The 19,939-nt window shown below is 43.4% G+C and carries 7 protein-coding genes, 19 tRNA genes, 5 rRNA genes and 1 pseudogene (1 of these 32 running past the window's edge); 4 read left to right on the top strand and 28 right to left on the bottom strand.

The window, feature by feature from the left end:
- Both QF028_RS30470 and QF028_RS30465 read right to left on the bottom strand, forming a co-directional pair.
- Positions 1–1,336 (bottom strand): 23S ribosomal RNA (locus QF028_RS30470); it reaches 1,599 nt to the left of the window's first position.
- A 203-nt stretch (positions 1,337–1,539) separates the two neighbouring features.
- Positions 1,540–3,089, bottom strand: a 16S ribosomal RNA gene (locus QF028_RS30465).
- Together the 16S and 23S rRNA genes form the textbook arrangement of a ribosomal RNA operon.
- Before the next feature lie 504 nt (positions 3,090–3,593).
- Here QF028_RS30465 and QF028_RS30460 point away from each other — a divergent pair.
- Positions 3,594–3,833, top strand: coding sequence for a hypothetical protein (locus QF028_RS30460; RefSeq protein WP_429471300.1), 240 nt, complete (start codon positions 3,594–3,596; stop codon positions 3,831–3,833).
- 1,062 nt (positions 3,834–4,895) lie between these two features.
- Here QF028_RS30460 and QF028_RS30455 read toward each other — a convergent pair.
- The 24 genes and pseudogenes from QF028_RS30455 to QF028_RS30340 all read right to left on the bottom strand — a co-directional run bounded on the left by QF028_RS30455 (position 4,896) and on the right by QF028_RS30340 (position 14,457).
- Positions 4,896–4,970: transfer RNA gene (locus QF028_RS30455), tRNA-Asn, on the bottom strand.
- 24 nt (positions 4,971–4,994) lie between these two features.
- Positions 4,995–5,068 (bottom strand) — tRNA-Ile (locus QF028_RS30450).
- 4 nt (positions 5,069–5,072) lie between these two features.
- Positions 5,073–5,146, bottom strand: a tRNA-Gly gene (locus tag QF028_RS30445).
- A gap of 10 nt (positions 5,147–5,156) precedes the next feature.
- A tRNA-Cys gene (locus QF028_RS30440) sits at positions 5,157–5,230 on the bottom strand.
- Positions 5,231–5,239: 9 nt separating this feature from the next.
- Positions 5,240–5,324, bottom strand: a tRNA-Tyr gene (locus tag QF028_RS30435).
- 32 nt (positions 5,325–5,356) lie between these two features.
- Positions 5,357–5,429: transfer RNA gene (locus QF028_RS30430), tRNA-Phe, on the bottom strand.
- 192 nt (positions 5,430–5,621) lie between these two features.
- Positions 5,622–5,698, bottom strand: a tRNA-Asp gene (locus QF028_RS30425).
- A gap of 3 nt (positions 5,699–5,701) precedes the next feature.
- A tRNA-Met gene (locus QF028_RS30420) sits at positions 5,702–5,775 on the bottom strand.
- 170 nt (positions 5,776–5,945) lie between these two features.
- A tRNA-Ser gene (locus QF028_RS30415) sits at positions 5,946–6,038 on the bottom strand.
- 7 nt (positions 6,039–6,045) lie between these two features.
- Positions 6,046–6,118, bottom strand: a tRNA-Ala gene (locus tag QF028_RS30410).
- A 20-nt stretch (positions 6,119–6,138) separates the two neighbouring features.
- A tRNA-Pro gene (locus tag QF028_RS30405) sits at positions 6,139–6,215 on the bottom strand.
- Between the two features lie 6 nt (positions 6,216–6,221).
- A tRNA-Arg gene (locus QF028_RS30400) sits at positions 6,222–6,295 on the bottom strand.
- A 22-nt stretch (positions 6,296–6,317) separates the two neighbouring features.
- A tRNA-Leu gene (locus QF028_RS30395) sits at positions 6,318–6,406 on the bottom strand.
- 10 nt (positions 6,407–6,416) lie between these two features.
- Positions 6,417–6,491, bottom strand: a tRNA-Gly gene (locus tag QF028_RS30390).
- A gap of 14 nt (positions 6,492–6,505) precedes the next feature.
- Positions 6,506–6,590: transfer RNA gene (locus QF028_RS30385), tRNA-Leu, on the bottom strand.
- A 14-nt stretch (positions 6,591–6,604) separates the two neighbouring features.
- A tRNA-Lys gene (locus QF028_RS30380) sits at positions 6,605–6,680 on the bottom strand.
- Positions 6,681–6,700: 20 nt separating this feature from the next.
- Positions 6,701–6,776: transfer RNA gene (locus QF028_RS30375), tRNA-Thr, on the bottom strand.
- 21 nt (positions 6,777–6,797) lie between these two features.
- Positions 6,798–6,873 (bottom strand) — tRNA-Val (locus QF028_RS30370).
- Positions 6,874–6,878: 5 nt separating this feature from the next.
- Positions 6,879–6,953: transfer RNA gene (locus QF028_RS30365), tRNA-Glu, on the bottom strand.
- Between the two features lie 38 nt (positions 6,954–6,991).
- Positions 6,992–7,108, bottom strand: a 5S ribosomal RNA gene (rrf, locus tag QF028_RS30360).
- 76 nt (positions 7,109–7,184) lie between these two features.
- Positions 7,185–10,119 (bottom strand): 23S ribosomal RNA (locus QF028_RS30355).
- A gap of 203 nt (positions 10,120–10,322) precedes the next feature.
- Positions 10,323–11,872 (bottom strand): 16S ribosomal RNA (locus QF028_RS30350).
- Between the two features lie 462 nt (positions 11,873–12,334).
- Positions 12,335–12,883 (bottom strand): annotated as a pseudogene (locus QF028_RS30345) (hypothetical protein); the annotation flags it as partial.
- 446 nt (positions 12,884–13,329) lie between these two features.
- On the bottom strand, positions 13,330–14,457 hold the full coding sequence (locus QF028_RS30340) for a 2-methylaconitate cis-trans isomerase PrpF family protein (RefSeq protein ID WP_215006336.1): 1,128 nt from the start codon (positions 14,455–14,457) through the stop codon (positions 13,330–13,332).
- Positions 14,458–14,603: 146 nt separating this feature from the next.
- On the opposite strand from QF028_RS30340, the gene QF028_RS30335 reads away from it, so the two are divergent.
- Together QF028_RS30335 and QF028_RS30330 are read left to right on the top strand one after the other, a co-directional pair.
- Positions 14,604–15,482: a LysR family transcriptional regulator gene (locus tag QF028_RS30335; protein WP_429471298.1), complete on the top strand. Its 879-nt coding sequence runs from the start codon at positions 14,604–14,606 to the stop codon at positions 15,480–15,482.
- A gap of 208 nt (positions 15,483–15,690) precedes the next feature.
- Complete coding sequence (locus QF028_RS30330) at positions 15,691–17,001, top strand: CitMHS family transporter (RefSeq protein ID WP_429472618.1); 1,311 nt, start codon at positions 15,691–15,693, stop codon at positions 16,999–17,001.
- A gap of 126 nt (positions 17,002–17,127) precedes the next feature.
- On the opposite strand, the gene yyaC is transcribed toward QF028_RS30330, so the two are convergent.
- Positions 17,128–17,730, bottom strand: a complete 603-nt coding sequence (gene yyaC, locus QF028_RS30325; RefSeq protein ID WP_429471296.1) for a spore protease YyaC — start codon at positions 17,728–17,730, stop codon at positions 17,128–17,130.
- A gap of 61 nt (positions 17,731–17,791) precedes the next feature.
- A complete protein-coding gene (locus tag QF028_RS30320; protein WP_429471294.1) occupies positions 17,792–18,925 on the bottom strand; it encodes an AbrB family transcriptional regulator in 1,134 nt (377 codons plus the stop codon).
- A gap of 146 nt (positions 18,926–19,071) precedes the next feature.
- Here QF028_RS30320 and QF028_RS30315 point away from each other — a divergent pair, with 146 nt between their 5' ends.
- Positions 19,072–19,935: a LysR family transcriptional regulator gene (locus QF028_RS30315; RefSeq protein ID WP_369449332.1), complete on the top strand. Its 864-nt coding sequence runs from the start codon at positions 19,072–19,074 to the stop codon at positions 19,933–19,935.
- The last annotated feature ends 4 nt before the right edge of the window (positions 19,936–19,939 follow it).

Raw genomic sequence — 19,939 nt, 5'->3', positions numbered from 1 at the left:
GAGATTCTCACTCATCTTTCGCTACTCATACCGGCATTCTCACTTCTAAGCGCTCCACCAGTCCTTACGGTCTAGCTTCAACGCCCTTAGAACGCTCTCCTACCACTGACATCAGAGATGTCAATCCACAGCTTCGGTGATACGTTTAGCCCCGGTACATTTTCGGCGCAGAGTCATTCGACCAGTGAGCTATTACGCACTCTTTAAATGGTGGCTGCTTCTAAGCCAACATCCTGGTTGTCTAAACAACTCCACATCCTTTTCCACTTAACGTATACTTTGGGACCTTAGCTGGTGGTCTGGGCTGTTTCCCTTTTGACTACGGATCTTATCACTCGCAGTCTGACTCCCACGGATAAGTCTTTGGCATTCGGAGTTTGTCTGAATTCGGTAACCCGATGAGGGCCCCTAGTCCAAACAGTGCTCTACCTCCAAGACTCTTACTACGTGAGGCTAGCCCTAAAGCTATTTCGGAGAGAACCAGCTATCTCCAAGTTCGATTGGAATTTCTCCGCTACCCACACCTCATCCCCGCACTTTTCAACGTGCGTGGGTTCGGGCCTCCATCCAGTGTTACCTGGACTTCACCCTGGACATGGGTAGATCACCTGGTTTCGGGTCTACGACCACATACTCATACGCCCTATTCAGACTCGCTTTCGCTGCGGCTCCGTCTCTTCAACTTAACCTTGCATGGGATCGTAACTCGCCGGTTCATTCTACAAAAGGCACGCTATCACCCATTAACGGGCTCTAACTACTTGTAGGCACACGGTTTCAGGAACTATTTCACTCCCCTTCCGGGGTGCTTTTCACCTTTCCCTCACGGTACTGGTTCACTATCGGTCACTAGGGAGTATTTAGCCTTGGGAGATGGTCCTCCCTGCTTCCGACCGGATTTCTCGTGTCCGGCCGTACTCAGGATCCACTCAGGAGGGAACGAAGTTTCGACTACAGGGTTTTTACCTTCTATGACGGACCTTTCCAGGTCGCTTCATCTACCCCGTTCCTTTGTAACTCCATGTTGAGTGTCCTACAACCCCAAGAGGCAAGCCTCTTGGTTTGGGCTATGTCCCGTTTCGCTCGCCGCTACTCAGGGAATCGCGTTTGCTTTCTCTTCCTCCGGGTACTTAGATGTTTCAGTTCCCCGGGTATGCCTTCCATACCCTATGTATTCAGGTAAAGATACTGTTCCATTACGAACAGTGGGTTCCCCCATTCGGAAATCTCCGGATCAAAGCTTACTTACAGCTCCCCGAAGCATATCGGTGTTAGTCCCGTCCTTCATCGGCTCCTAGTGCCAAGGCATTCACCGTGCGCCCTTTCTAACTTAACCTAAAAGGTTATTCTCTTACTTACATAAGAGAGAAAACTAAAATGGCATTGACTCGGTTCTTACATTGACTTCTTCATTACGATTATCTAGTTTTCAAAGAACGAAAGTGTCTTGAGAGAATTGCACTCTCAAAACTAAACAAACAAGAAACGTCAATCAAACAAACTGTTTTGTCTGGCTCATATGTCCAGCTTTATCCTTAGAAAGGAGGTGATCCAGCCGCACCTTCCGATACGGCTACCTTGTTACGACTTCACCCCAATCATCTGTCCCACCTTAGGCGGCTGGCTCCTTACGGTTACCCCACCGACTTCGGGTGTTACAAACTCTCGTGGTGTGACGGGCGGTGTGTACAAGGCCCGGGAACGTATTCACCGCGGCATGCTGATCCGCGATTACTAGCGATTCCGGCTTCATGCAGGCGAGTTGCAGCCTGCAATCCGAACTGAGAATGGTTTTATGGGATTGGCTAAACCTCGCGGTCTTGCAGCCCTTTGTACCATCCATTGTAGCACGTGTGTAGCCCAGGTCATAAGGGGCATGATGATTTGACGTCATCCCCACCTTCCTCCGGTTTGTCACCGGCAGTCACCTTAGAGTGCCCAACTAAATGCTGGCAACTAAGATCAAGGGTTGCGCTCGTTGCGGGACTTAACCCAACATCTCACGACACGAGCTGACGACAACCATGCACCACCTGTCACTCTGTCCCCCGAAGGGGAAATTCCTATCTCTAGGAGTGTCAGAGGATGTCAAGACCTGGTAAGGTTCTTCGCGTTGCTTCGAATTAAACCACATGCTCCACCGCTTGTGCGGGCCCCCGTCAATTCCTTTGAGTTTCAGCCTTGCGGCCGTACTCCCCAGGCGGAGTGCTTAATGCGTTAGCTGCAGCACTAAGGGGCGGAAACCCCCTAACACTTAGCACTCATCGTTTACGGCGTGGACTACCAGGGTATCTAATCCTGTTTGCTCCCCACGCTTTCGCGCCTCAGCGTCAGTTACAGACCAGAAAGCCGCCTTCGCCACTGGTGTTCCTCCACATCTCTACGCATTTCACCGCTACACGTGGAATTCCGCTTTCCTCTTCTGCACTCAAGTCCCCCAGTTTCCAATGACCCTCCACGGTTGAGCCGTGGGCTTTCACATCAGACTTAAAGGACCGCCTGCGCGCGCTTTACGCCCAATAATTCCGGACAACGCTTGCCACCTACGTATTACCGCGGCTGCTGGCACGTAGTTAGCCGTGGCTTTCTGGTTAGGTACCGTCAAGGTACCGGCAGTTACTCCGGTACTTGTTCTTCCCTAACAACAGAGCTTTACGACCCGAAGGCCTTCATCGCTCACGCGGCGTTGCTCCATCAGACTTTCGTCCATTGTGGAAGATTCCCTACTGCTGCCTCCCGTAGGAGTCTGGGCCGTGTCTCAGTCCCAGTGTGGCCGATCACCCTCTCAGGTCGGCTACGCATCGTCGCCTTGGTGAGCCGTTACCTCACCAACTAGCTAATGCGCCGCGGGCCCATCTGTAAGTGTCAGCCGAAACCGACTTTCAGCTTTTCCTCATGAGAGGAAAAGGATTATCCGGTATTAGCACCGGTTTCCCGGTGTTATCCCAGTCTTACAGGCAGGTTGCCCACGTGTTACTCACCCGTCCGCCGCTAACCAACAGGAGCAAGCTCCTATTGATTCGCTCGACTTGCATGTATTAGGCACGCCGCCAGCGTTCGTCCTGAGCCAGGATCAAACTCTCCAAGAAAGTTGATTAGCTCATTTTGTTACGTTGGCTCATGTTCTCCATATTAATAGAAGAAACACGATATTTTTTGTTTGTTTGAACGTTTTTGTTTGTTTAGTTTTCAAAGAACAATCTATCATGTCAGAAGCGACATTTATTATTATATCGAATCTCAATTACTATGTCAATATAATAATATAACTTTTTTGTTTTCACTTTTAACTATTAAAACCGCCGTTAAAAGCAACTTAGCTATCATAACATCTCCAATTTACAAATGCAACAGAAAGTTTTTCTTTTTTTAGGGAAGTTCACTTCCTTAAAACTATTTCTTGAGATAACAATATCTTATCTTTTTAAATCAACAACCAAAACCCTGGCCACTTGCAGTCTTCAACAAATATCATGGCCTAACAGGCACTGGAAATAGGGTAGGATTTTAGCGTATACTAGTTTAAGTAAATATAAATATATAAAATCTAAATCTATGAATTTGATTGCTTTCTATCTGGAGATGATTATCATATGAGAATTGTAACAAAAGTTAAAAATGAAGAACTAGAAATTATAAAAATCTATATAAGCCTGGGATTTACGATCACTGTAGAAATATTCACAGTTCCAGAGGGCTACAAAAGCTTAGCGAATAATTCCTTCCCTCAACACGATGAATTATTAGGAACTGGAGTGCATGAAAATAAAAAAGAGAGTGTAAAACTAGCCATCAAAGATTTACGGGAATTGATGGAAGCGTTCGAGGAATAATACTCCGAACCATAGTCTAAAAACCATGCTGGTAAAAAGCAGCATGGTTTTTATATCTTTATCGCTCAGCGACTGGCACCTGAATTAAGAAAGCACCTTTTCATAGCTAAGCAGCAGAAATAATGCTTCAGGAAGTTTCAATGTCCTCAGCGATGGTTCCCACAACCTCCAAGAACCGACCTCGGGTCTTTATGAACTGACAAATCTCCCCCTTTTCTCCCAAGTTTCCTAACTAATCAAACGTTTGATTAAAATCGCCTAAATCCTTGATATATATCGAAGCATCCTTCCCAATTCATATAATTAATGTTGAAAAATGTAAGAAAAAAAGGGGGGGAAAATAGCGATCAAACCGCTAGCGTCACGAAACGACACTCTTTCAACTAAATACCCTATAAGCTATACTAATTAAACGTTTGATTGAAATAGCTGGAAGTACTGAAATAAAAGAATTTCCTTACAACTCTTGCATGTAGATTGTCGAGATGCGTTTGAACATTCCGCAGGAAATAACCCACCTTTCTACAAAAACAGATCAGTTTCTCCCAAACCTCCATGATTCTATGAAAATCACGGCTTTTTGATACTATCCAAACGTTTAATTAAAAGTAGCCTCAGACCGCTCCATTACTAGATTTAGTACTCCAAATGCCTGTGAAGAATGTCGAAAACTGTCCTCAACATGACACTTTTAAAAAGGAGCCATGATTAATTGCTGAACCAGGAATCGTGGCTATACCTATTACTGCGGCGGTATAAGTCACCAAAAATAGGTAGTAAATATCTTCTGCCTTAAACGAATTACCAATTTTTATCCAGCAAATGTCGTAAGTTTTATTAAATATGTAGTAAGTGTCTGTAATTATGTTGTAAGTATCCGTACAGGTGTTGTAAATTCCCCAAAATATGTAGTAAGTATCCATAATTTTGTAGTTAGTTCCTATCTGTAGGAATTTTATCTCTATTAGACGCAGAAAAACCACCTTTAAAAAATAAAATCTTTTTTAAAAGGTGGTTTGTATAAAAAAGGAACAAGCGAACCGTCCCTTCGGTTTAAAAAAGTGGCTCCGCAGGTAGGACTCGAACCTACGACCGATCGGTTAACAGCCGATAGCTCTACCACTGAGCTACTGCGGAATAATAAAATATAAATTAGTATAGTGGGCCTAAATGGACTCGAACCATCGACCTCACGCTTATCAGGCGTGCGCTCTAACCAGCTGAGCTATAGGCCCAATTTGGAGCGGGTGAAGAGAATCGAACTCTCATCATCAGCTTGGAAGGCTGAGGTTTTACCACTAAACTACACCCGCATTAAAAATTTGGAGGCAACACCCGGATTTGAACCGGGGATAAAGGTTTTGCAGACCTCTGCCTTACCACTTGGCTATGCTGCCTAACTACTATGGTGGAGGGGGACGGATTCGAACCGCCGAACCCTGAGGGAGCGGATTTACAGTCCGCCGCGTTTAGCCACTTCGCTACCCCTCCATATAAGACTAATAGAGTTCTAAATTTAACGATGGCTCAGGACGGAATCGAACCGCCGACACAAGGATTTTCAGTCCTTTGCTCTACCGACTGAGCTACTGAGCCGTAATTAGGATGGTTTCCTAAACTTAATTCTGCACGTCCTTTGCTCGAAAGAACTCACGTACTTTCTCGCAGATTGCCGCAGATGTTTTTCAGTGATGTAAACAATCTGCTCTACCGACTGAGCCTAGAATATATATTTTTCTAAAAAAAAAAAAATCTATAATAACAGTAGTTAACCTACTGGGATAAAAATGGCGGTCCGGACGGGACTCGAACCCGCGACCTCCTGCGTGACAGGCAGGCATTCTAACCAACTGAACTACCGGACCATATTGCGGGGACAGGATTTGAACCTGCGACCTTCGGGTTATGAGCCCGACGAGCTACCAGACTGCTCCACCCCGCGACAATAGAAATTATAAAGTTTTGTCCATGCTCAATTTTCCATGGACTGTATCAATCTCAGAAAGCATATGCAAGCAGCAGCTCGATTGATACAACTCGCAGATTATTCATGAAGCAATGCTCGTTGCTCCACCCCGCGACAATAGAAATCATTTATTTTAATAAAAAATATGGAGGAGGAAGAGGGATTCGAACCCCCGCGCGGTATGACCCGCCTGTCGGTTTTCAAGACCGATCCCTTCAGCCAAACTTGGGTATTCCTCCGAATAAGTGGAGCCTAGCGGGATCGAACCGCTGACCTCCTGCGTGCAAAGCAGGCGCTCTCCCAGCTGAGCTAAGGCCCCATAAAGTTATAAGTAAAGAATGGTCGGGAAGACAGGATTCGAACCTGCGACCCCTTGGTCCCAAACCAAGTGCTCTACCAAGCTGAGCTACTTCCCGTTAAAGTGCGCCCTGAGAGATTCGAACTCCCGACCTTTTGATTCGTAGTCAAACACTCTATCCAGCTGAGCTAAGGGCGCATATGAAATTAATGAACTTAAATGGTGCCGAGGACCGGAATCGAACCGGTACGGTAGTCACCTACCGCAGGATTTTAAGTCCTGTGCGTCTGCCAGTTCCGCCACCCCGGCTTAAAACAATTGGAGCGGAAGACGGGATTCGAACCCGCGACCCCCACCTTGGCAAGGTGATGTTCTACCACTGAACTACTTCCGCATATGAAAATTAAATGGTGCGGGTGAAGGGAGTCGAACCCCCACGCCTTGCGGCGCCAGATCCTAAGTCTGGTGCGTCTGCCAATTCCGCCACACCCGCATATTCATTTAAAATGGTGAGCCATGAAGGACTCGAACCTTCGACCCTCTGATTAAAAGTCAGATGCTCTACCAACTGAGCTAATGGCTCATCATAAGATGAAAGAAAAATGGTGCCGGCGAGAGGACTTGAACCCCCAACCTACTGATTACAAGTCAGTTGCTCTACCAATTGAGCTACCCCGGCGTAAAGTATGAAAGGTAAATATGGTGGAGGATGACGGGATCGAACCGCCGACCCTCTGCTTGTAAGGCAGATGCTCTCCCAGCTGAGCTAATCCTCCAAATATGGTGACCCCTACGGGACTCGAACCCGTGTTACCTCCGTGAAAGGGAGGTGTCTTAACCGCTTGACCAAGGGGCCATATTTAATGTTGGCAAAAAAATAAACCCAAAGGGTAAGCCTGGCAACGTCCTACTCTCACAGGGACGCGTGTCCCAACTACCATCGGCGCTGAGAAGCTTAACTTCCGTGTTCGGTATGGGAACGGGTGTGACCTTCTCGCCATTGCTGCCAGACTTGTTTTTTGAGGTATCATTCCCTCAAAACTAGATAATGCAGAAGAAGTTTGTAAAACGAGTGTGCCTTAAAAATATGGTTAAGTCCTCGAACGATTAGTATCAGTCAGCTCCACATGTTACCACGCTTCCACCTCTGACCTATCAACCTGATCATCTTTCAGGGTTCTTACTAGCTTGCGCTATGGGAAATCTCATCTTGAGGGGGGCTTCATGCTTAGATGCTTTCAGCACTTATCCCGTCCGCACATAGCTACCCAGCGATGCCCTTGGCAGAACAACTGGTACACCAGCGGTGCGTCCATCCCGGTCCTCTCGTACTAAGGACAGCTCCTCTCAAATTTCCTGCGCCCACGACGGATAGGGACCGAACTGTCTCACGACGTTCTGAACCCAGCTCGCGTACCGCTTTAATGGGCGAACAGCCCAACCCTTGGGACCGACTACAGCCCCAGGATGCGATGAGCCGACATCGAGGTGCCAAACCTCCCCGTCGATGTGGACTCTTGGGGGAGATAAGCCTGTTATCCCCGGGGTAGCTTTTATCCGTTGAGCGATGGCCCTTCCATGCGGAACCACCGGATCACTAAGCCCGACTTTCGTCCCTGCTCGACTTGTAGGTCTCGCAGTCAAGCTCCCTTGTGCCTTTACACTCTGCGAATGATTTCCAACCATTCTGAGGGAACCTTTGGGCGCCTCCGTTACTCTTTAGGAGGCGACCGCCCCAGTCAAACTGCCCACCTGACACTGTCTCCCACCCCGATCAGGGGTGCGGGTTAGAATTTCAATACAGCCAGGGTAGTATCCCACCGACGCCTCCACCGAAGCTAGCGCTCCGGCTTCTCAGGCTCCTACCTATCCTGTACAAGCTGTACCAAAATTCAATATCAGGCTACAGTAAAGCTCCACGGGGTCTTTCCGTCCTGTCGCGGGTAACCTGCATCTTCACAGGTACTATAATTTCACCGAGTCTCTCGTTGAGACAGTGCCCAGATCGTTACGCCTTTCGTGCGGGTCGGAACTTACCCGACAAGGAATTTCGCTACCTTAGGACCGTTATAGTTACGGCCGCCGTTTACTGGGGCTTCGATTCAGAGCTTCGCGTGAGCTAACCCCTCCTCTTAACCTTCCAGCACCGGGCAGGCGTCAGCCCCTATACTTCGCCTTGCGGCTTCGCAGAGACCTGTGTTTTTGCTAAACAGTCGCCTGGGCCTATTCACTGCGGCTCTTCGAGGCTATTCACCTCAAAAAGCACCCCTTCTCCCGAAGTTACGGGGTCATTTTGCCGAGTTCCTTAACGAGAGTTCTCTCGCTCACCTTAGGATTCTCTCCTCGCCTACCTGTGTCGGTTTGCGGTACGGGCACCTTTTATCTCGCTAGAGGCTTTTCTTGGCAGTGTGGAATCAGGAACTTCGGTACTAAATTTCCCTCGCTGTCACAGCTCAGCCTTCGCGAGAAGCGGATTTGCCTACTTCTCAGCCTAACTGCTTAGACGCGCATATCCAACAGCGCGCTTACCCTATCCTCCTGCGTCCCCCCATTGCTCAAACGATAAAGAGGTGGTACAGGAATATCAACCTGTTGTCCATCGCCTACGCCTTTCGGCCTCGGCTTAGGTCCCGACTAACCCTGAGCGGACGAGCCTTCCTCAGGAAACCTTAGGCATTCGGTGGATGAGATTCTCACTCATCTTTCGCTACTCATACCGGCATTCTCACTTCTAAGCGCTCCACCAGTCCTTACGGTCTAGCTTCAACGCCCTTAGAACGCTCTCCTACCACTGACATCTAAGATGTCAATCCACAGCTTCGGTGATACGTTTAGCCCCGGTACATTTTCGGCGCAGAGTCATTCGACCAGTGAGCTATTACGCACTCTTTAAATGGTGGCTGCTTCTAAGCCAACATCCTGGTTGTCTAAACAACTCCACATCCTTTTCCACTTAACGTATACTTTGGGACCTTAGCTGGTGGTCTGGGCTGTTTCCCTTTTGACTACGGATCTTATCACTCGCAGTCTGACTCCCACGGATAAGTCTTTGGCATTCGGAGTTTGTCTGAATTCGGTAACCCGATGAGGGCCCCTAGTCCAAACAGTGCTCTACCTCCAAGACTCTTACTACGTGAGGCTAGCCCTAAAGCTATTTCGGAGAGAACCAGCTATCTCCAAGTTCGATTGGAATTTCTCCGCTACCCACACCTCATCCCCGCACTTTTCAACGTGCGTGGGTTCGGGCCTCCATCCAGTGTTACCTGGACTTCACCCTGGACATGGGTAGATCACCTGGTTTCGGGTCTACGACCACATACTCATACGCCCTATTCAGACTCGCTTTCGCTGCGGCTCCGTCTCTTCAACTTAACCTTGCATGGGATCGTAACTCGCCGGTTCATTCTACAAAAGGCACGCTATCACCCATTAACGGGCTCTAACTACTTGTAGGCACACGGTTTCAGGAACTATTTCACTCCCCTTCCGGGGTGCTTTTCACCTTTCCCTCACGGTACTGGTTCACTATCGGTCACTAGGGAGTATTTAGCCTTGGGAGATGGTCCTCCCTGCTTCCGACCGGATTTCTCGTGTCCGGCCGTACTCAGGATCCACTCAGGAGGGAACGAAGTTTCGACTACAGGGTTTTTACCTTCTATGACGGACCTTTCCAGGTCGCTTCATCTACCCCGTTCCTTTGTAACTCCATGTTGAGTGTCCTACAACCCCAAGAGGCAAGCCTCTTGGTTTGGGCTATGTCCCGTTTCGCTCGCCGCTACTCAGGGAATCGCGTTTGCTTTCTCTTCCTCCGGGTACTTAGATGTTTCAGTTCCCCGGGTATGCCTTCCATACCCTATGTATTCAGGTAAAGATACTGTTCCATTACGAACAGTGGGTTCCCCCATTCGGAAATCTCCGGATCAAAGCTTACTTACAGCTCCCCGAAGCATATCGGTGTTAGTCCCGTCCTTCATCGGCTCCTAGTGCCAAGGCATTCACCGTGCGCCCTTTCTAACTTAACCTAAAAGGTTATTCTCTTACTTACATAAGAGAGAAAACTAAAATGGCATTGACTCGGTTCTTACATTGACTTCTTCATTACGATTATCTAGTTTTCAAAGAACGAAAGTGTCTTGAGAGAATTGCACTCTCAAAACTAAACAAACAAGAAACGTCAATCAAACAAACTGTTTTGTCTGGCTCATATGTCCAGCTTTATCCTTAGAAAGGAGGTGATCCAGCCGCACCTTCCGATACGGCTACCTTGTTACGACTTCACCCCAATCATCTGTCCCACCTTAGGCGGCTGGCTCCTTGCGGTTACCCCACCGACTTCGGGTGTTACAAACTCTCGTGGTGTGACGGGCGGTGTGTACAAGGCCCGGGAACGTATTCACCGCGGCATGCTGATCCGCGATTACTAGCGATTCCGGCTTCATGCAGGCGAGTTGCAGCCTGCAATCCGAACTGAGAATGGTTTTATGGGATTGGCTAAACCTCGCGGTCTTGCAGCCCTTTGTACCATCCATTGTAGCACGTGTGTAGCCCAGGTCATAAGGGGCATGATGATTTGACGTCATCCCCACCTTCCTCCGGTTTGTCACCGGCAGTCACCTTAGAGTGCCCAACTGAATGCTGGCAACTAAGATCAAGGGTTGCGCTCGTTGCGGGACTTAACCCAACATCTCACGACACGAGCTGACGACAACCATGCACCACCTGTCACTCTGTCCCCCGAAGGGGAAATTCCTATCTCTAGGAGTGTCAGAGGATGTCAAGACCTGGTAAGGTTCTTCGCGTTGCTTCGAATTAAACCACATGCTCCACCGCTTGTGCGGGCCCCCGTCAATTCCTTTGAGTTTCAGCCTTGCGGCCGTACTCCCCAGGCGGAGTGCTTAATGCGTTAGCTGCAGCACTAAGGGGCGGAAACCCCCTAACACTTAGCACTCATCGTTTACGGCGTGGACTACCAGGGTATCTAATCCTGTTTGCTCCCCACGCTTTCGCGCCTCAGCGTCAGTTACAGACCAGAAAGCCGCCTTCGCCACTGGTGTTCCTCCACATCTCTACGCATTTCACCGCTACACGTGGAATTCCGCTTTCCTCTTCTGCACTCAAGTCCCCCAGTTTCCAATGACCCTCCACGGTTGAGCCGTGGGCTTTCACATCAGACTTAAAGGACCGCCTGCGCGCGCTTTACGCCCAATAATTCCGGACAACGCTTGCCACCTACGTATTACCGCGGCTGCTGGCACGTAGTTAGCCGTGGCTTTCTGGTTAGGTACCGTCAAGGTACCGGCAGTTACTCCGGTACTTGTTCTTCCCTAACAACAGAGCTTTACGACCCGAAGGCCTTCATCGCTCACGCGGCGTTGCTCCATCAGACTTTCGTCCATTGTGGAAGATCCCCTACTGCTGCCTCCCGTAGGAGTCTGGGCCGTGTCTCAGTCCCAGTGTGGCCGATCACCCTCTCAGGTCGGCTACGCATCGTCGCCTTGGTGAGCCGTTACCTCACCAACTAGCTAATGCGCCGCGGGCCCATCTGTAAGTGTCAGCCGAAACCGACTTTCAGCTTTTCCTCATGAGAGGAAAAGGATTATCCGGTATTAGCACCGGTTTCCCGGTGTTATCCCAGTCTTACAGGCAGGTTGCCCACGTGTTACTCACCCGTCCGCCGCTAACCAACAGGAGCAAGCTCCTGCAGGTTCGCTCGACTTGCATGTATTAGGCACGCCGCCAGCGTTCGTCCTGAGCCAGGATCAAACTCTCCAAGAAAGTTGATTAGCTCATTTTGTTACGTTGGCTCATGTTCCTCATATTAATAGAAGAAACACGATATTTTTTGTTTGTTTGCACGTTTTTGTTTGTTTAGTTTTCAAAGAACAATCTATCATGTCAGAAGCGACATTTATTATTATATCGAATCTCTATTACTATGTCAATATAATATTTTAATTTTTTTGTTCTCACTTTCAACGAATTTGACAGCCGTTAAAAGCAACTTCCTTATAATAGCACCTTCGATTTACTTATGCAACAGAAAGTTTTTCTTTTTTTTAATGGACTGTTCATTTCCTCAAAACTTTTTTGAGATAACACCCCTTTCCTCTCAAATCATAACCAAATTCAGCCCTACGAAACGATGAGAAGAAGAAAGGAACCCGAGCGATTATCCTTGATTCCTTTCTCTAAACCCTATTTTATTTTGTCTACTTTTGGGATTGCAACGCACAGGACCTAGCCTAGCATTTTGTATTGGGCTTTTACTAGTTCATAGTAAACTCCTTGTTCTGCCATTAGTGTGTCGTGATTTCCTTGCTCAAGGATATGTCCATGGTCCAGTACAATAATTTTGTCTGCTTCTCTGATGGTTGAGAGCCTATGAGCAATCATTATGGCGGTTCTATCTTTTAATAATGTTTTTAATGCCTTTTGAATTTTTACCTCAGTCTCTGTATCAATGCTCGCTGTTGATTCATCAAGGATGAGAATTTTCGGGTCAGCCAGGAGTGCTCTTGCAAAAGAGAGAAGCTGACGTTCCCCTACCGCTGTCGTCTCACCTGCTTTAATCGTAAGAGAAACTCCATTTAACGCTTTTCGTTTTCCATCGTAAGAAAACTCTACCTCTTCAAAATCAATATGGCCTTTAATCGAGGAAAGTTTAATAGGATTTGGAGATTCTATCACACTAGGTCGTTCATCTAAAAACTCAAACACAAGCTCAGAAGAAGCCATTCCAATTAGAAGCTGGTTATAGAATTGCCCAAGACGAGAAATCGGCTCCCAGCCTTTTTCGAGTGTCACAACGGTTCGAAGCGAAATGGCAGTCATTTCATTGGCTCTTCCTGCATCTCTTTCCTTATGCCAAATGAGTTTATGACGTTCGACGTCAAGTCGCTCGTCCGCCGAAACTGGAATCGATAACGTGTGCTTAAACTCAAGGACTGTAAGCAGGGCACTTCTTTCCAATAAGGTAAATTCCGCTGGTATCCCTTTTGTTGTGATGGCGGAATAACCCTTCGCTTCCTTGAACATATATTCGTTCCCGACATCGCCTGTGTCTTCGTATATACCGAGACGCTGGAAGGCCTCACCGGTTTTTTTATCCGTTACATCATACGTGCCATCTTCATGGAACAGTAAATGCACAAATTCATTTTCCATTTCCAAGTCGTTAACAGGGGCTTTTACCTTCCAGATACCTCATTTAGTAAAACATTTACTTATATAATTTACGCTAACTTAGATATATACTCGTAATTTTTCTTTGTATATGCATATCCTTCCAAAATCACACGTGCTGTTCTTACTACCTTAATTGCGGTAATATTTCCTGCAATTAAATCAACCTTTGTTTCCATGATTCCAGCAGGATGTGCTAATCGGATAACTTCTTGTTTTACATTAATAGTATCGGATAAGATTGTATCATTTAAAAATGCACCTGCAGTTGTACAGATCGCACCTGTAATCGCAAGTGCTTGATGTGGTTTTTGCATAGACATCATTCTTATTGTACAGTCCATATTTTCAGTTTTTCTCTCCACTCCTGTTACATCAATATAATCCATAGGAGGAGCAATAATCGTTAATTTAGGAACAGCAGGTGATTTTTTTGTTGCTTCTTCTTTCGTAGCAAATTGGCACATTTCGGCTGCAATCGATCTGATTTCTTCTAATTCAGTTAGCTTTTCTGGTGTAAATTCATGAGGAAGTTCAGTCCCTTTAAGGCCAACATCATGTGCATGAATAAAAACTAATGGATTAGCAACATCGATTATCGATACATTTATCGGACCTCTAGGTGTTTGAATGACATCAATTGAGTTTCCGGTTGGAAATAGTTTTCCTGTTACTGCACCTTCAGCATTAGTGAATGATAGATAGATAGGAGAACCTGTTCCTGGAACACCTGGAATTGAACACATTCCATCTGTTTTTACTTGACCGTTCTCAACCTCTACCTCAGAAATGATTACTTTTTGAGTATTTGTATTAAAGATTCTAACAGTTGTAATTGGCTCAATTGCTGGTACTAGACCTTGTTCAATTGCATATGGACCTACCGCAGAAGAAATATTTCCGCAGTTTCCTTTGAAATCAACCAATTGATTTTCAATACTAACTTGTGCGAAGGTGTATTCTACGTCAATACCTTCAAAACCCGACTTTTTGATAATTGCTGCTTTACTCGTTAATGAATTGGCCCCACCAAGTCCGTCAATTTGTCTGCTATCTGGACTTCCCATTATATCTAACATAAATTCATCCCAAAGCGAACGATCTGATGGCATATCATCAAAATTAAAAAACACACCTTTGCTAGTTCCTCCACGCATCACAACAACAGGCACTTTCATCTAAAAAACCCCTTTTCTTATTCACTTTTCAAAAAGTATCGCTGCTTTTAAAAATATAGTAAGTTATGTGATATCATAAGTAAAATAGATATTTTATTAGAAAAATACAAAAAAAAACTTATAATCAGTTGATTGGGGATGAACTTATGGATGAAAAAGACTGGAATGCGATTCGAATTTTATATCAAGAGAAAAATATTAGCCGTGCATCAGAACGTTTATATATTTCCCAACCGGCATTAACTTACAGACTTAAAAATTTAGAAACGGAGTTTGGAACAAGATTATTTTTTAGAATAAAAGGAGGCATTGAGTTTACTTCAGAAGGCTTGCATTTAGTAGAGTATGCTGAAGAAATGATCAAAAAGCTGCAATCAACAAAAGACAATATGATCAATATGCAGGATGAGGTAAGAGGAACGTTAAGAATTGGAGTTTCAAGTAACTTTGCACAATATAAGTTACCAAGGATATTAAAAAAGTTTTCAACTAAATTCCCAAATGTACAATTTAACATCAATACAGGTTGGAGTACCGATATTTTAAATCTTCTTAATACCGATACTGTGCAATTAGGCATACTACGTGGAGATTACGAATGGTATGGAAAAAAAGCATTATTACATAAAGAAAAGCTATGTTTAATTTCTAAAAAGGAAATAAATATGGCGAATTTACCTAAACTTCCATTAATTAATTACAAAACAGATAGTTCTCTAAAATCTTCTATTAATGGCTGGTGGCATGACCGATACTCAGAACCACCGTTTATTATGATGGAAACGGACCGACTAGAAACATGTAAAGAAATGGTCAAAAACGATCTGGGTATTGCGATCGTACCTCAAATTTGTCTAGAACCTTTAGATAACCTACAAATCTACGAACTATCCTATAAGGATGGTGAACCAGTTTATAGATATACATGGTTAATGTATAATCAGGATTCATTAAAGCTTTCTACTGTAAAAAGTTTCATAGATTTTTTAAATAAACATTCAAATTCTTTAACAAAAAATAGCTAATTTAGAGAGGAATGAGAAATATTCCTCTTTTTATTATATGGATTATAAGTTTTTTTTTAGAAATTAGATAAAAATTATATATTTTACTTATTTATACGTGTGTTATATTGTAAAACTAAGAAATATTTCTTGAAACAGTTTTCTCAATATTTGCAGTAATCAAATTTTAGTTATTTGTAAGCGATTTCTTTTATAGGAGGGGATTCATATTCTTACTTTTTTAGGAATTTCAATGGTTGTCTTATTTACTTATCTGATTATGGCAAAAAAATTATCTCCAGTTACAGCACTTGTCATTGTACCAATAGTTTTTGCAGTAATTGGTGGATTTGGTTTAGAGCTCGGTGGTATGATGCTAAATGGTTTAAAAGAGGTTGCTCCTTCAGCTGCCTTACTCCTGTTTGCGATTTTATTTTTCGGAATTTTAATTGATGCAGGCTTATTTGATCCATTAATCAATAACATGATGAAATTTGTTAAGGGTGATCCAGTTAAAATCGCGATTGGAACCGCAATTATTGCTATGACAGTAGCATTAGATGGCGATGGAACGACAACTCACATGATTACCATTTCTGCTATGTTAGCGCTTTATCTTCGAATTGGTATGAATCCTCTTATTCTCGCAACTATTTCTTTACTCTCTGTCAGTATCATGAGTGGGATGACGCCTTGGGGAGGACCAGCTACAAGAGCCGTTGCTTCTTTAGGCCTTGATTCGAATGAATTTTTCCTCCCACTATTACCTACAATGTTATCAGGAATGGGATGTATTCTTTTTATCGCTTTTGTTCTTGGAAAAAAGGAAAGAGCAAGAATTGGTGTGATCAATGTTGAGGAAATTCCACAACAATCATTACAATTAAGTGAAGCAGCTGCCGCTTATGCCCTACAAGAGGATATTAAGCGCCCTAAATTAAGATGGGTAAACTTTATTTTAACAATAGCGATCATGGTAGTTTTGGTCATGGGGTTAATTTCAGCTCCAATCTTATTTCTAATTGGATTTGTACTCGCGGCCATGATTAACTATCCAAATTTTGAGCAGCAAAAAGAACGTATTTTGTCACACTCAGGAAATGCTTTAACAGTTGTTATTCTAGTGTTTGCTGCCGGTATCTTCTCAGGAATTTTTTCTGGAACAAAAATGGTAGATGCTATTTCACATGCATTAGTATCAATCATACCAGAATCTGTAGGTTCCTTCTTCCCTCTTGTCGTTGCCCTAACTAGCATGCCATTTACTTTCGTATTATCCAACGACGCTTATTACTTTGGAGTTTTACCAATTCTAGCGGAAGCAGGAGCGGCCTATGGGGTAAGTCCTTTAGAAATTGCAAGAGCATCTGTATTAGGGCAACCTGTACATTTTCTAAGCCCACTTGTAGCATCCACTCTTTTATTAGTAGGGATGGTGAAAACAGATATTGGAGAATTTCAACGTTATGCGTTTAAATGGACTCTTCTTTGTTCTTTAGTCATTATTGCTGTTGCCTTTTTAACAAGTGCAATCAGCTAATACTTCATTTCATTGTTAGATCTCCAATAGATTCGATAATAAAAATAGAGCCTCCCAAATTAGTTACGAAACCGATTCGGGAAGGCTCTATTTTTTATCAATATATGAAACAAAAAAAGATATTTTCTAACGCTCTTTATCATCATTTACCCTAATTTTAGTAATTACTTTTACAATTGTTTTTGCAAGATTCATAACCGTATATAAGCGGGTGTCATTTAAAAATTGAGAAGTTGGTAAAGGATCTATATAATTCACAAACCCAACGAAATGGTAATCTCCTACTTCTGGGAGCATCTTTTCAAGGGCTTTCCCAGGAGTTAAAGGTCCTTCTTTAAACATCACATGACCAACTTGTTCTTTAGTACCGATGGAGGCATCGATACTAATAACTAACGGCTTTTTAAATTGTTTATTGATCTCCTTCAATATTCCTTTTAAGTTAAATGCATGTACAGGTTCTTCCAATGTTCCATATACACGAAAAGGAACTTGGCGTTCTTTTAGCATCGTTCCTACTAATGGACCTAATGAATCACCCACATATCGGTCCGAACCTATGCATAAAAAGACAATATCGTGAACCTCTGGTGATGATTGGTGAATTATTTCTCTTATATTAAATGCTAATAATTCACTATCTTTTTCTTCCGTTTTTTCATTTGATTTTACATAATATGAAATGGCTTCTTCATTCTTTTTTTCTTTTTCATAATAAAAAGGACACACGACCATCACCCTTAAATTTATTTTCCGGCACATAGCTGATAAAATCATTATACCCTAAAACCTATGCGGATAGATTAGTGTGAGATTTCTTTTTGACTTCTAGGTATTTTAAAAATCGAAAAAAAGGAGGAAGGGTAATACAGACAGTGACGACCCTGAGCACTTGTACCGCTACGACAAATGTAGCGTCACCATTCAAAACGAGAGCTGTTGTTGTCATCTCTGCAATTCCACCAGGTGCGAATGCTAAACCTGCAGTCAGAAATGTTATATTAGTAAAAATTGATACAACGTACGCACAGATAAACACAGTTACAATTAAGCCGATTGTCCCTAAAAATGAAATGATCAAAGTTCGGTTTAATCCGATAAACATATTTTTATTAAAACGCGAGCCAATGCTTGCCCCAATAAAAATTTGCGATATGATGATTAAACTATGAGGCCACCAAGCTACAAGATCAAATCCAATAAGTACAGATCCAGAGGATTTAACTGCCGCAACACTAATCATCCCTCCAATCAGCCATGGAGCTGGAAACTTCAAAAATTTCCCGATATGATAGCCAATCCACGCTATAAACACAAATAAAATGGTCAAAGCAAGTTGCGCTCCTTCAAATGTTGATGATGATTCTGTCGCCGCAACTGCATGGTGATAGTCAGAATGACCGAACAAGAAAGAGATCATGACAGGGGTCGTAATGATAACTAAAAATACACGCATTGCCTGAATGATACTTACAACACCAGTATTTGCGCCAACTTCTTCTGCAATACCAGGGATTGAGGAAAGCCCGCCAGGTGCAGTAGCAAAAAAACTTGTTAACATATCCAATTTACTGAACTTCCATAAAACAATACCTGATAGTAAAGAAAAAAAGATTGATAAAAGAAGCATGATGATAATCGTTGACCAATTTTCTCTAAAAATGGATAGAACGGAAGTATTCACTTTCTGGCCTAATTCAATTCCTAAGATACATTGTCCAATGTATAACCAATATTTTGGAATTCCATTTTGAGTATATAGTAAATGCAAAAAATTCGGACGAAGTATAGAAAGAAAAGCTGCCGTGAGGAGTGTCCCAATCATCCATCCAATCGGGAGATGTGTTAACGAGAGGGAAAATCCACCTATCCCACTTACTATTACAAACCAAACAAATTGAAAAAAATGTTTATGCTTTTCCATTCAGGATCCTTCTTTCATTAAGATGAAGTGATTTTGTCATCTTTGCTTTTTAAACCAAATATAGTATAATTTTAGAAATAGTTAAAATATTAAAATATTATCATTATCCATAAATAATATTAATGGTAGAAATGGTGGTTATAAGTTTGGATGAACGAGATTGGATGGTGTTACAAACCCTCTATAAAGAAAAAAACATTACAAAGGCTGCTCAACATTTGTATATTTCTCAACCAGCTTTGACAAACCGCTTACAGCAATTAGAAAAGGAATTTGGGATAACAATTGTCAATCGAGGCAGACGTGGAGTTCAATTTACCCCACAAGGAGAGTATTTAGCGAAAAGTGCGCATGAAATGCTTCTAAACATACAAAAAATTAAGGAAAATGTTCTTAATATGGAGGACAATGTAGCAGGAACATTAAGATTAGGTGTCTCTACCTTTTTTACTGATTACATGCTTCCTAACCTATTAAAGCTATTCAAAGAACGTTATCCTACTATTGAATTCAAAGTAACGACTGGCTTTAGCAGTCACATCGCCCATTTAATTTACAATCAAGATGTCCATATTGGTATTGTTAAAGGAGATTTCAGCTGGAAAGATCACAAACATTTATTATTTGAAGAGACCATTTGTATCGCTTCTAAAGAAAAAATAGATATACATAACCTCCCTAACTTACCAAGAATCGATTATCATACTGACTCACTGTTGAAGAATTCCATCAATAATTGGTGGTCTGAACATTTCACCCAACCACCGCTTGTCAGTATAGAAGTCGATAAAGTGGATACTTGCAAAAAAATGGTTGTTAATGGATTAGGCTATGCAATCTTGCCAAGCATGATTTTAAATGATGTCAATGATGTTTATAAAACGGATATTACAACCATTGACGGCAACCCCATTGTCCGTAAGACATGGATGTTCTACCACAAAGATTCATTAGAATTAAACATTGTTAAGGCATTTGTTGAGTTTATGGAAAATGAATTTAAAGGGTAGAAGT

The sequence above is a fragment of the Neobacillus sp. B4I6 genome (genome assembly GCF_050434045.1).
In the GTDB taxonomy this organism is placed as follows: domain Bacteria; phylum Bacillota; class Bacilli; order Bacillales; family Cytobacillaceae; genus Neobacillus.
The sequence above is the reverse complement of the archived record's forward strand: the minus strand, read 5'-3'. Positions and strand labels throughout refer to the sequence as shown.

Coding starts and splice junctions, on each gene's coding strand:
- QF028_RS30340 (WP_215006336.1), bottom strand. CDS start 14,457: ATGAAAGTGCCTGTTGTTGTGATGCGTGGAGGAACTAGCAAAGGTGTG.
- QF028_RS30335 (WP_429471298.1), top strand. CDS start 14,604: ATGGATGAAAAAGACTGGAATGCGATTCGAATTTTATATCAAGAGAAA.
- QF028_RS30460 (WP_429471300.1), top strand. CDS start 3,594: ATGAGAATTGTAACAAAAGTTAAAAATGAAGAACTAGAAATTATAAAA.
- QF028_RS30320 (WP_429471294.1), bottom strand. CDS start 18,925: ATGGAAAAGCATAAACATTTTTTTCAATTTGTTTGGTTTGTAATAGTA.